Source organism: Glutamicibacter sp. NPDC127525 (assembly GCF_042672105.1).
Classification (GTDB): domain Bacteria; phylum Actinomycetota; class Actinomycetes; order Actinomycetales; family Micrococcaceae; genus Glutamicibacter.
The window spans coordinates 159,092-171,354 of sequence record NZ_JBHXVN010000007.1 but is presented as its reverse complement, the minus strand read 5'-3'; the positions used below and the strand labels follow the sequence as shown (position 1 = coordinate 171,354).

Here is a 12,263-nt window from a genome sequence, read left to right as displayed (position 1 = left end):
ATGCGCCGGATCCATGCCGCGGTGCTTGAGCGCCGGGAGAACCAGCGCCCCTATGCCCAGCATCGGCCGCTGGCGATGCGCCAGCTGCAGCTCGAAGAGCCCGGGCCCGGCGAAGTGCTGATGCGCATCACCGCGGCCGGACTGTGCCATTCCGATTTATCGGTGATCGACGGGAACCGGCCGCGTCCGCTGCCGATGGTGCTGGGCCATGAGTCAGCAGGCATCGTCGAGCAGGTGGGTGATGGGGTGGATCTGGACATCGGCCAGCAGGTGATCTCGGTCTTCCTGCCGCGCTGCGAGAAATGCGAAGCCTGCGCCAAGGGCGGCAAGCTGCCGTGCAGCGCCGGCACCGCGTCCAACGGAGCCGGGACCCTGCTGACCGGCGCTCGCCGGTTGGCCCTCGAGGGCCAGCCGGTCCATCACCACCTCGGCGTTTCGGCCTTTGCCGACTATGCGGTAATGGATGCGCGCAGCCTCATCCCGGTGGGCGCGGATGTTCCAGCTGAAGTGGCCGCGGTGCTGGGCTGCGCGGTGCTCACCGGCGGCGGTGCACTGCGCAATGCCGCCGGGGCAACCGGTGCCCAGGACGTAGCCATCGTCGGCCTGGGCGGGGTAGGCATGGCCGCCTTGCTGGTGGCCGCGGGGCAAAGGAGCACCGGCAGGATCCTGGCCGTTGACGCCAATGAGGACAAGCTGGCCACCGCGCTGGCATTGGGCGCCGATGAAGCCTTCACGCCGCAGGCCCTGGGGCAGCGCACCGCCGAAATCGTGATCGAGGCCGCGGGGCATCCGCGTGCCTTCGAAACCGCCTTGCAGGCCACCGGCGTGGGCGGAACCCTGGTGACCGTGGGGCTTCCGGCGCCGGGCGCGATGAGCAGCATCGAGCCCCTGGGCCTGACCGCAGGAGCACGCACGATCATCGGCAGCTACATGGGTTCTGCCCTGCCGAAGAAGGATATTCCCTACTACGAGCAGCTCTGGCGCTCCGGCAAGCTCCCTGTGGAGAAACTCGTGGAAACCAGGCCGCTGGCCGAGGTCAACGACGCCCTGGATGCACTAGCCGAGGGACGGTCGGTGCGCCAAGTTCTGCTGCCCTGAAATCAGGGCAGAAGGCCAGTAGGATTGGTGGGTGACTGATTCCACTGCGGGGCCCCGTGCCCTGGCAACGCTGACTGACATCCGGGTATTCGATTACCTTTGCCAAGCCCCGGCGACCCGTACCCAGATCGCTGCGGATCTGGGGATCTCCAAGCCCACCGCATCGCAGGCGATCTCGCGCCTGCAGGAGAACGGCCTGGCCTCGGCCATCGAGCGGGACAACGAGCCCAAGCGCGGCCGCGTTCCCGAGCACTATGCGCTGGACAGCGGCTTCGGCCACCTGCTGGCACTGTGCCTGCAGGCAGAATTCCTGCAGGTCCGCGCCACCGACTTGGCCGGAAAGACGCTGGTGGACCGCTTCTACCCGCTGACGGCGCAAACCACCGCCGCGCAGGTAGAGCAAATGGGAGCCCGCGAGATCTCCCGCGTGGCCGCTGAGCTCGGCTCCCCATTGCTGGCCGGGGCCGTGAGCCAGTCAGCCCCGGTGCAGCGCGATGGCGGGCTGCGAGTCCTGGCCACCCCGATTTTCCCTTCCTCCGGGGCCAACCTTGCCGGCCAGTTCGCCGGCGGGGTTCCGGTGCTGCTGGATAACGACGTGAATTGGATGGCCCTGGCCGAAGCCGGGGAGCTGGCCGGTTCCTTGATGATGATCTACATCGGTTCCGGCCTGGGCGCAGGCCTGGTCATCGACGGTGCGCTGCACCGCGGCAAGCACGGCACCGCCGGCGAGCTGGAGACCCAGCTGGTAGGCACCGCGAACCTGCGCGATGCGCTCGGCGAGGCCGGGATGTTCCAGACCCGCGTGCTCTGGGAAAAACTGGCCGATGAACGGAACTGGCCAGCCTTCCTGTCCCCGTTCGGCCGTGTCCTGGCCAACCTGATCGGCTTCGTCGATCCGCAGCGAGTGGTGGCCATCGGCCCGGGGCTCACGCCTCAATTGTGCGCGGCTCTGGAAAGCGAACTGAACAGCTTGCTGCCCAAACCGGTTCATGTTCAGCTTTCCACCTTGGGAACCGAGGCCGCGGCACGCGGCGCTTTGGCCGGCGCCCGGGAGCTGGCCTTGGCCAACTTATGGGAAAACTACCGGGTACGTTGACCAAAGTGATCCAAGCTATATATTGTAAAGAGTCCTTAAAATTTTATTTGCTTCACCGGGGAGACCACTGATGGCACCATCTGACGCATCGGCATCCACGTCGCAGTTCGCTGCCATCGGCCTTGATCTGGGCGGCTCGTCGATCAAGTACGGATTGGTTGGAACCGACGGCAAGCTTGTTGAGAGCACCTTCAGCAAGGCAGCTACCCCTGAGGGCGCGCATCCGGATGCTGTCGCCCAGGTGATGGCGGGCATCGTTGCCGACCTGCAGGAGCTCACCGGCGACGAGCTGGCAGGAATCCCCGCTGGCGTCACCGTGCCTGGCATCGTCATCGACGGCGTCGTGCACTCGGCGGCCAATATCGACAAGGCCTGGATCGGCTTGGACGTCACCGCCACCTTCAGTGCGATCCTGGGCCGCGACGTCTTTGTGCTCAACGACGCGGATGCCGCCGGCGTGGCCGAGGTCTACGCGGGTGCCGGAGCCGAACATGGCAAGCCGGTCAAGGGCAGCACCTTGCTGCTGACCCTGGGCACGGGCATCGGCTCGGCCTTCTTCCGCGACGGCGTGCTCTTCCCGAATGTCGAATTCGGCCACCTCGAAATCGACGGATTCAATGCCGAGAGCAAGGCCGCCGCGCGAGTCATGCACGAGGAAAACCTCAGCTGGGAGCAGTACATCGCCCGCCTGCAACGCTACCTGTCCCACGTGGAATTCCTGTGCAGCCCGGATTTGATCATCATCGGCGGAGCGATCTCCGAAGACCACGAAAAGTTCCTGCCGCAGCTGGAACTGCGAGCCAGGATCGTGCCTGCCCAATTCAACAACGCCGCCGGGGTACTGGGCGCTGCGCATCGCGCGCTGAAACCCGGCAACTAGGAACCTATGCATACGATTGACCCGAAGGCCCAGATCAAGCTCGTCGCCGTCGACATGGACGGCACTTTCCTGGACGGCGAAGGCAAGATCCCCGAGGCATCGTGGGCTGTGATCGACAAGCTCCAGGCCCGCGGCATCAAGTTCGTGCCAGCTTCCGGGCGCCAGTTCGCGACCCTGCGCGAGCAGTTCGCCCCCTTGGGGGAGATCGCGATCATTGCCGAGAACGGGACCGTCGTGATGCACGGCGAGAATGAGATCTACTCCAACATCATCGATCCGCCATCGGTAGCCGCCGTGATCCAGGCCGTGCGCGGGCAAGCCGCGCTGGATGCCGGATTGGTGCTGTGCGGACGCCGCACCGCCTATGTGGAGCGCGCCGATGAACGGTTTGCCAACGCCGTGGCCCCGTACTACCGCGCCGTGCAGGTGGTTGACGACCTGGCCCAGGTCGAGGACGAGATCATCAAGATGGCCGTCAACGTCGGCACCGGCGCCGTGCAGGAAGTGGCGGCAGCGCTGCAGGTGCCGCTGCAGGTGGTGATCTCCGGCAGCCACTGGGTGGATGCCATGAACCACGGCGTGCACAAGGGACTGGCTCTGGCAGCATTGCAGGACAAGCTGGGAATCAGCGCGGATGAAACGGCAGTTTTCGGCGACTACCCCAATGACCTGGAAATGATCAAGGCCGCCACCTACTCCTTCGCCATGGCCAATGCGCATCCGGTGGTGGCAGAAGCTGCGAACTTCACCGCGCCTTCCAACCTCGAGCACGGGGTGCTCCAGGTGCTCGGCGCCTACCTCGATGGGCGTACCCGGCTCTAGCCAAACCGGCAAGAACATTCCGAAGGCCCGGGCGGAACGAGTGTTCCTCCACCCGGGCCTTGGCATGCCGCCGGCGGCGTGATCGACTTGGGAACCGGAGTCCGCTACCTGGCCAGGTAATGCCCCAGGCCCGCCAGCGCGGCGCGAACCCCTGTTGCCAGGGAAAGCTCGTAATCAGGCAGGAAATACGGCGAGTGGTTCACCGGTGGCGCCTCGTCACGGGGCAGGAACCCGCCGAAGAACCAGTAGACGTACGGCACCGAAATCTCATCTCCCAGAGCCCCGAAATCCTCGGATCCCATGGCAGCGGGCAGGTCGACAACTTTGCCTTCCCCGAGTTCCCGGCTCAAAGCCTCCTTGACCTGCTCGGTGTGGCCCGGATCATTGTGCAGCTTGGGGAAGGAATTCAGCGTTTCGATCTCAGGTGCCGGAGCATTCGACGCGGCGGCTTCGGCGCTCACTATGCGTGAGACCCCATCCAGGATTTGGGTGCGGGTCTGCTCATCGAAGGTCCTGATGTTCAAGGTGAATTCGGCGCGATCCGGGATGATGTTCTCCTTCAACCCGGCGTGGAACGAGCCGCAGGTGAGCACCGCAGGAGTCTGAGGGTGCAATTCCCGCGAAACCAGGCTCTGCAGGCGCGTGATCGTGTGCGCGCCCTGGACGATCGGGTCGATGGAGTCCTGCGGCTGTGAGCCGTGGGACTGCTTGCCGTGCAGCGTCACCTTCAGCGAATCAGCCATTGCCATGGCGGGGCCGCTGGTCAGGCCCACCGAGCCCGCGGCGAAAGGAAAGACATGCTGGCCGAGGATGACCGAGGGTACCGGGGCCTTGTCCCACAGTCCGTCTTCGAGCATGGCCCTGGCACCAGCGCTGGTTTCCTCGCCGGGCTGGAAAATCCACACGATGGTTCCGTTCCACGCCCCCGTCTGCTCGGCGAGCCGGGCAGCGGCGGTCAGCGCCGCGGTGACATGGGTGTCGTGACCGCATCCGTGCATGACCGGGACGTCAGTGCCATCGGCCAGCTGGCCGCGAGCTTCCGAAGCATAACTGGCTCCGGTATCTTCCGCGATGGGCAGGCCATCGGTATCGGCGCGGAAGCCTACCACAGGCCCCTCGCCATTGCGTTGGATGCCGACGACGCCGGTACCGCCGCAGACGAAGTTCTCAATTCCCATGGTGTCGAGTTGCTTGCCGATATAAGCGGCGGTCGCGCGTTCCTGCATGGACAGTTCGGGATTGGCATGCAGGTGGCGATACATTTCGTGCATGAGCTCGGCTTGCTCGCCAGTCAGGACGGTTTGCAATGCGCCAGAGGGTTGGGTATTCAAAGTGACTCCTTTAGTCAGCAACGGGCGTGTGGACTGCTTTGCGATCGCGCACGATCCACGAAACGATGATGGAGAAGAGCACAACCAGGGCTGTGCCGAACAGGGCCAAGGATGGAACCAGCGGGATGACCACGAAATACATGGTCAGCGACAGCACGATGGCAACTATGGTCGGGCGAACCTGCTTCATGGCGACGATGGCCTGGACAAGTACCGCTCCCATCAGGGAGGGCAAGATGTAGATTCGGGCTACCTCGATCATGTCGTTTGGAATGATCGAGACCAGCCAGGACCCGAAGATCCCCACGAAGACCAGCAGGCTGGTCAGGTGGACGGTGGCCGCGCCGCCGATGGCCATCACCGAGGCCAGATCGCCGCGCCTGGTGCCGGGCTTGGCATTGATCGCGGACTGGGCCACGATGGCGGCAGGCAGCAGCTTGTTGGAGATATTGCCGATCATGAAGGCCTGGTACATAGCTGCCGAACCCAGGATCGGGAAATAAGTCAGTGGTTCGACAAACCAGAAAATTCCGAAGGTGGCCGCAACGGCGGCGAAGGCGACCCAGATCATCGAAGGGCTGATGTCGAGGTCCGTGAAGAATACGAGGTAGATCGGGCCGAGCAGCGAGAGGATCAAGCCGGCTGTCATGGTCAGTGAACCGTAGCGTGTGGTCTGCTGCTCGAAGCGGGCCATCGAGGCGTCCGCAGTGGTCATTGCTGGTGAGCTCATGGGTTCTGTCCTTTCTAATTCGCTATGCGGTGTGCATCAGGTAGCCGGCGGTGATCGAGATCAGGATCGCGAATCCCAAGGCCCATTCCTTGAGCCATTTGGCTTGGAGCACTTTGGCCAAGAAGAGGAACAAAGCCATGGAGGCTGCCGAGATCAGCACCAGCGTCATGTGGATGCTGGACTTGGGAATTTCGGCGATGGTCAGCATGCTGAACGCTCCGAGCAGGGCTGCGGTGGGGATCAGGGCCATGGCCGCTGGGTTGCGCTTGGCCAAGGACTTGCCGCCGCGTTTCAGGACCGGGGTCAGCAGCAAGGTGCAGAGCATCCACATGCCTCCCGATAGGCTCATGGCCATGAAGGCCACGGCGAAAACTTGTTGGGTGTAGGTATCCCCGCCGAGCATCGAGCCCATGGATTGGGCTGCCAAGTTGGCGCTGGCCGTTTCCGTGGAGGCCGAGCCGATCAGCCCGATGCGGACAAGAACGGCTGGCGTTCCGAACAGAGCCAGTAATGCGATGGCGACCAGCACCACCGAGAGGGATGGCCCGATCGAGGCGACGGCACCGGCACGGAAGGCTTCCTTGACTTCGCGGACGGGCATATCGACATGGGGTGCTGCGGCCTTGGCAGCACGGACATAGAGAATGGTCTGGACGAAGATCACGGCGAAGACGCCCAGAGCGCAGAACCACAGGAAAGGGCTGTTGGCGACGGCCCAGATGTCAGTTGAAACTGGATCGCCGGCTGCAAGGGGGAAATGCATCGGAACTCCTTCGATATTCACCAGCATGATGTGATGCCGGTCTCATTGAATTCAAGGTTCCTCCTATTGGAGGCCTTCGGCAAGGAATGCCGGAATTAGCCATATTTATGGCGAGATCCCCCAAAATGGCGAGTTTTCTTGAGGAGTATTCCATTTGCGGTCAACGTAGGCGGAAGATTGTGACACATATCGCAATGCAGTCATCCTTTAGAAAGGCACGGCCATGAACGAGATCCAGCAATTGAGCGCCACGGAGCTCACGGCAAAGATCCGCAAGCGCGAGTTGTCGGCGCGTGAGGCCTTGGAGAGCCATATCCAGGCAATCGATGAAGTTAACGCCCAAATCAACGCCGTGGTCATCACGGATTTCGAACGCGCGCGAATCCTCGCTGCTAAGGCCGATGAAGCCACGGCGGGAAACGAGCCGACTGGAGTGCTCCACGGTCTGCCGATGACGCACAAGGACACGTTCAACACCGCCGGCTTGCTGTCCACCCAGGGGTCGCTGGCATTAAAGGACAACGTCCCAGAGCAGGACGACTTGCAGATCGCCCGACTGGCAGCAGCAGGCGCGATCAGGACGGGGAAGACCAATGTCCCGGAATTCGGAGCCGGATCGCATACCTTCAATGAATTGTTCGGCACCACGACGAATCCCTATGCGGTGGATCGATCGGCCGGAGGCTCCTCAGGCGGCGTAGCCGCCGCGGTCGCCGCTAGGATCCAGCCGCTCGGTGACGGCTCAGACATGGGCGGTTCGCTGCGCATTCCGGCCAGTTTCTGCAATGTCATTGGTTTCCGGCCCTCCTACGGGGTCATCCCGCTGGAGGCGGAATCCAATGCCTACTCCTGGCTGGCCCGTTCGGGACCGATCGCACGCACGGTGGAGGATATCGCGCTGTTCATGCGAGCCAGCGCAGGTGACGACAGGCTTCCGACCCCGAACAAGCTCTCAGCCAGCGATTTCGGCACTCCCGAACCAGAATTGCGCGGAGTCCGCATCGGCTATAGCTTCGATTTCGGGATCGGTGTTCCGATCGAGCGCGAGGTCGTAGAGGTATTGCATCGCCAACTCTCGGTTTTCGAGGCCGCTGGCGCAATTGTCGAAGAGGCGTGCATTGACTTTACCGATGCCGACGAAGTCTTCGGCAACACCAGGGCCTTCGATTTCGCCACTAATCTTGGCGGACTAGTGCGGAGCCACGGCTCGCTGATCAAGCCCGAGGTCCTCTGGAATGTCAAGAAGGGGACGGACCTCGACGGAGAAGCCATGATTTCGACGATGGCGGCCCGAACCCGGCTGGAACGAGCAGTTCAGCGCTACTTCTCGCGCTACGATCTGTTCCTCTCCCCGGCAACCCAGGTCTTGCCCTTCGACGCAGCGCAGCGCTGGCCTGAGCAAATCGCTGGAACCCGCGCCGAGACCTATCTGGACTGGATGCGATCTGCCTGCCTGCTCTCGGCCACGAGCCTGCCGGTCATCGCCATGCCAGGAGGCTTCACCGAGTCCGGGCTTCCGGTGGGATGGCAGCTGGCGGCGAATCACTACAAGGACGCCCAGCTGCTCAATTGGGCTGCCGGCTACGAGGAGCAGAACCGCTTCGCGGACGTGATGCCGGTTCTGGCCACTGATCCGCAGTCGGTGGCCGTCAATGCAGTCAAGACCGCCAGCGCCTGATACCGGAATTCTAGAGAGGCAAATATGAACAAGGAACAGCACAGCACCGGACCGCTGTCCGGGTACACCGTCATCGACTTGTCGCGGGCCTTGGCTGGACCGCATGCCACGATGATGCTTGGCGATCTGGGAGCCCGAGTAATCAAGGTGGAAAATATCCAGGGCGGCGATGACACCCGAGGCTGGGGTCCGCCCTTCGTCGGGCCGGAGGAGGACCGCCAATCGACCTATTTCCTCTCGTGCAACCGCAACAAGGAATCCATTGCCCTGGATCTGAAGAGCCCCGACGGAATCCAGACCCTGCGCAGCCTGCTGACGCAGGCCGATGTCCTGGTAGAGAATTTCCGCCCCGGAGTGTTGGACCGGCTCGGCTTCGACGATGCAGCCCTGCAGATGATTAACGGAAAGCTCGTGACCCTCTCGATTTCCGGCTTCGGCCATGACGGCCCTGAAGCCTGGCGCAGCGGATACGACCAGATTCTGCAGGGCGAGGCCGGGCTGATGTCGCTGACCGGTTCCGGACCGGAGGACCCGCAGAAAGTCGGCGTTCCCATCGGAGACCTGCTGGCCGGGATGTACGGATCCTACGGCGTGCTGGCGGCCCTGCTGGAACGCGAGCGCACGGGCAGAGGCCAGCATGTGCGCACCTCGCTGCTCGCATCGATCATCGGAGTGCATGCCTTTCAGGGCACCCGCAGCACGGTTGCAGGACAGGTTCCGCGCGCCCAGGGCAACCACCATCCATCCATCGCGCCCTATGGACTGTTCCGCAGCGCCGATGGCTTTGTGCAAATTAGCGTGGGCAGCCCGAAGCTCTGGGATTCACTGGTGGCGGCATTCCAGCTGCCAACCGAGGGGTTCGAAACCAATGAGCATCGCGTCGAACGGCGTGACGAGCTCATCGAAGCCATCGAAGAAAAGTTCATGCGCCACGGTACCAGCCAGCTGCTGGAAATGCTCGGTGAAGCCGGCGTCCCTGCCGGCATCGTCAGAACCCTGGATGAGGTGTACGAATGGGACCAGGTGCGCTCGCAAGGCCTGGCATTGAATGTCCAGCACCCGTTGCTAGGGGAGCTGACCCTCCCAGGCGCGCCGCTGCGGTTCTTCGAGGGCGGCAAGGAAGTCACCCGGACCGGGCACTCCGCTCCGCCACTGCTTAACCAAGACGAGCAGCGGATCCGGGAATGGCTCAAGACCCGCGCGCAGCAGGCGGTGCGTTGAGTATGGTGCAGGAGAAAATCGAGCACATCAGTGCACAGCACATGATCGACCAGGTGCTCGATGCGGGCAGCTACGAGAGCTGGGATGAGCCGGCGGATTATTCATTTGCCGATGACGCCTACCGGACCCAGCTGGAAGAAGCGGCGCGTCGTTCGGGGGCCGACGAAGCTGTGCTAACCGGCTCCGGCACAATCAATGGCCGGGAAGTGGCCGTCGTCCTCTCCGAATTCGGATTCCTGGCCGGATCAATAGGCCAGGGCACCTCCCGCAGGATTGCTTCGGCATTCGAAAAAGCCGCCGCATTAGGACTGCCGGTACTGGCTTCCCCGGCCTCGGGCGGAACCCGGATGCAGGAGGGAACCCCTGCGTTCGTGTCGATGGTGCACATCACGGCCGCGGTTAGGGCGCATTCTGCTGCCGGGTTGCCATACCTGGTGTACCTGCGGCATCCCACCACCGGAGGGGTCATGGCGTCGTGGGGATCCACCGGGCACATCACCATCGCCCAGCCCGGTGCCCTGCTGGGATTCCTTGGTCCGCGCGTGTACGAGACCATCTACGGCAAACCCTTCCCGCAGGGAGTGCAAGTCTCCGAGAATCTCCAGAAGCACGGCCTGATCGACGCCGTGGTCCCGGTCCATGAGCTGGGCGGGCTGGTCAACCGGGTGCTGGCAATCATCGCCCCGGGAGATCCGATCGACTCGATTGCCGGCTACCCCTTGGCAGATGACCGGAGACTCACCGAATCCCAGGTGTGGGATGCCATACTCGCCACGCGCAAATCCCGACGCCCCTCGGTGCGCCACGTCATCAAGTACGCCGCCAGCGATGCGTTGCAGCTTTCCGGGAGCGCCGAAGGGGAAAGTGATCCGCGTATGTACCTGGCGCTCGCGCGCTTCGGGGGCCAGCCGGCGGTGGTCATCGGCCAGGACCGGTCGCGGATAGACCACTCCGAAAACCTCGATCCGCTGGGGCCTGCCTTCCTGCGCGAAGCCCGGAGGGGGGCGCTGCTGGCACAGAATCTGGGCATAGCGATGCTCACCGTGATCGACACCGAAGGAGCGGCGCTGAGCCGTGAGGCCGAGGAAGGCGGCATGGCCGGGCAGATTGCCCGCTCGCTGAGCACCTTGGTGGGCATTGGCGTTCCGAGCGTTTCGCTGCTGCTGGGCCAGGGCACCGGAGGCGGCGCACTGGCCTTGCTGCCGGCTGATATCTCCATAGCCGCAGCAAACTCCTGGCTCTCCCCGTTGCCGCCGGAGGGAGCCAGCGCGATCATGTACCGGGACACGGAGCACGCCGCACCGTTGGCTTATGCCCAGAAAACCGATGCATACTCGCTGCGACGTGCGGGGATAGTACAGGTGATCGTCCCCGAGGAGTATGATGTGACCACCGCTCCGAAGCGCTTCTCGCTGGAAGTCGGAGCGGCAGTGTCCACGGCGCTTGCGCAGCTTGCGGCGACAGATGCCGCGCAGCTGCCTGGCCGGCGCGCGCTGAAGTATGCATCGATTGGCCGGCCGAAAACGGCCAACCAGGAGGTGCGGGACGCCGCTGGATGACTAGAACAGAGGAACGGATGATCGAGCTGAGCACGGTGCAACGCCGCATCATTGCCGCCCTCCAAGTGGACGGGCGAGCCACCTGGCGGAAGATAGCTGCCGTGCTTGACCTGCCTGAACGCTCGGTCGCCCGCCATGGCGCGTGGCTGCTGGAGAATGGGCTGGTTACGGTTGCGGCGATCCGCCACCGCGAGCATTCGCTGCTGATCGCGTGCACTTGCGCCCCGGGCACCGGGCGGATTGCCAGTGAATCCTTGTCTTCCCGGCCGGATACCAGCTTTTCCTACCAGGTCACTGGCCGGGAGGATCTCGTCGTGGAAATGCACTACAACGGAGATGTGACCGAAGTGCTCTCGCTGGAACTGCCTGCTACGCCGGGGGTCTCGTCGATTGTCGTGTATCCGGTGTTGAAGTACTTCAAGACGATCCGCGGGTGGCGCCTGGGATCCTTGAAGCCCGCAGAAGAGCTTGCCTTGCAAAAGGACCCGGATGTCACGAGCTGGCGCATCCAGCCGAACCTCAACTCCAAGGACGAGCAGATCATCGATGCTTTGCACGATGACGGCAGAGCCAGCTTCGAGTCGATTGCCCGCCGGGTGGCGATGAGCGAGACCTCTGTTGCGCGGCGGATCGATTGGCTCCTATCCACCGGGCAGATCGCCATTCGCGCCCTGGTTGAGCCCCTGGCCGTGGGGTTGCCGGTCGAGGCATTGCTCTGGGTTTCGACGACGCCATCCCAAGTCGAAAAATTGGGCCAGCGACTCGCCACCCGACCGGAAGTTCGCTATGCAGCGGCCGTGGCCGGGGATTGCCAGTTGGTGGTCGACGTGACGGTGGCCAACCAGGCCGAGCTCTATGACTTCATTTCCCACAGCGCCTGGGGGAACTCGATGCTGCAAGTTAAGGCCTCTCTGGTGGTTAGCGCCCGCAAACGCGGTGGGCGGCTGATCAGTAGCTGAACCAGACCAGGAAACCGCGTCGTGCAGCACCAGAATTCAACTGGAGTCCAACTCGTCTTTGGCCGCTGTTCGCCGCTGGGCCCAGGAAGGTGAACGGCAGGTGAACACTTCGCCGTAAGGCGATAA

Annotated in this window: 11 protein-coding genes; 8 read left to right on the top strand and 3 right to left on the bottom strand. The window is 63.4% G+C overall.

Annotated features, from left to right (window positions below; genetic code table 11):
• From ACFVHU_RS15880 to ACFVHU_RS15865, 4 genes are all read left to right on the top strand, one after another.
• The gene (locus tag ACFVHU_RS15880) at positions 1-1,098 is read left to right on the top strand and encodes an alcohol dehydrogenase catalytic domain-containing protein (RefSeq protein ID WP_388025306.1); all 1,098 of its coding nucleotides are present in this window, start codon (positions 1-3) and stop codon (positions 1,096-1,098) included.
• A 31-nt stretch (positions 1,099-1,129) separates the two neighbouring features.
• The gene (locus ACFVHU_RS15875; protein ID WP_105658888.1) at positions 1,130-2,194 is read left to right on the top strand and encodes an ROK family transcriptional regulator; all 1,065 of its coding nucleotides are present in this window, start codon (positions 1,130-1,132) and stop codon (positions 2,192-2,194) included.
• A 70-nt stretch (positions 2,195-2,264) separates the two neighbouring features.
• Positions 2,265-3,074 carry a polyphosphate--glucose phosphotransferase gene (gene ppgK / locus ACFVHU_RS15870; RefSeq protein WP_105658887.1) on the top strand — a complete coding sequence of 270 codons (810 nt, stop codon included), beginning with the start codon at positions 2,265-2,267 and terminating at the stop codon, positions 3,072-3,074.
• 6 nt (positions 3,075-3,080) lie between these two features.
• The gene (locus tag ACFVHU_RS15865; protein ID WP_388025273.1) at positions 3,081-3,896 is read left to right on the top strand and encodes a Cof-type HAD-IIB family hydrolase; all 816 of its coding nucleotides are present in this window, start codon (positions 3,081-3,083) and stop codon (positions 3,894-3,896) included.
• 104 nt (positions 3,897-4,000) lie between these two features.
• Here the strand turns inward: ACFVHU_RS15865 and ACFVHU_RS15860 are convergent, their stop codons facing one another.
• The 3 genes from ACFVHU_RS15860 to ACFVHU_RS15850 form a co-directional block, all read right to left on the bottom strand.
• Positions 4,001-5,167: an amidohydrolase gene (locus ACFVHU_RS15860; RefSeq protein ID WP_105658906.1), complete on the bottom strand. Its 1,167-nt coding sequence runs from the start codon at positions 5,165-5,167 to the stop codon at positions 4,001-4,003.
• A gap of 70 nt (positions 5,168-5,237) precedes the next feature.
• The gene (locus ACFVHU_RS15855; protein WP_105658885.1) at positions 5,238-5,957 is read right to left on the bottom strand and encodes a hypothetical protein; all 720 of its coding nucleotides are present in this window, start codon (positions 5,955-5,957) and stop codon (positions 5,238-5,240) included.
• Between the two features lie 22 nt (positions 5,958-5,979).
• Positions 5,980-6,720 carry a DUF5058 family protein gene (locus ACFVHU_RS15850; RefSeq protein ID WP_105658905.1) on the bottom strand — a complete coding sequence of 247 codons (741 nt, stop codon included), beginning with the start codon at positions 6,718-6,720 and terminating at the stop codon, positions 5,980-5,982.
• Positions 6,721-6,943: 223 nt separating this feature from the next.
• On the opposite strand from ACFVHU_RS15850, the gene ACFVHU_RS15845 reads away from it, so the two are divergent.
• Genes ACFVHU_RS15845 through ACFVHU_RS15830 form a run of 4 tightly spaced genes read left to right on the top strand, consistent with a single transcriptional unit; the run spans position 6,944 to position 12,137 of the window.
• Positions 6,944-8,398 (top strand): amidase family protein, encoded by a 1,455-nt coding sequence (locus tag ACFVHU_RS15845; protein ID WP_332488025.1) that lies wholly within the window; start codon positions 6,944-6,946, stop codon positions 8,396-8,398.
• Positions 8,399-8,422: 24 nt separating this feature from the next.
• On the top strand, positions 8,423-9,619 hold the full coding sequence (locus ACFVHU_RS15840) for a CaiB/BaiF CoA-transferase family protein (RefSeq protein ID WP_133834897.1): 1,197 nt from the start codon (positions 8,423-8,425) through the stop codon (positions 9,617-9,619).
• Entirely contained in the window at positions 9,583-11,178 is a 1,596-nt protein-coding gene (locus ACFVHU_RS15835; RefSeq protein WP_388025270.1) for a carboxyl transferase domain-containing protein, read from the top strand. Before ACFVHU_RS15840 ends, ACFVHU_RS15835 begins: the two co-directional genes overlap by 37 nt.
• Positions 11,175-12,137, top strand: coding sequence for an Lrp/AsnC family transcriptional regulator (locus ACFVHU_RS15830; RefSeq protein WP_286134385.1), 963 nt, complete (start codon positions 11,175-11,177; stop codon positions 12,135-12,137). The genes ACFVHU_RS15835 and ACFVHU_RS15830 overlap by 4 nt, the downstream gene beginning before the upstream one ends.
• Positions 12,138-12,263 lie beyond the last annotated feature (126 nt).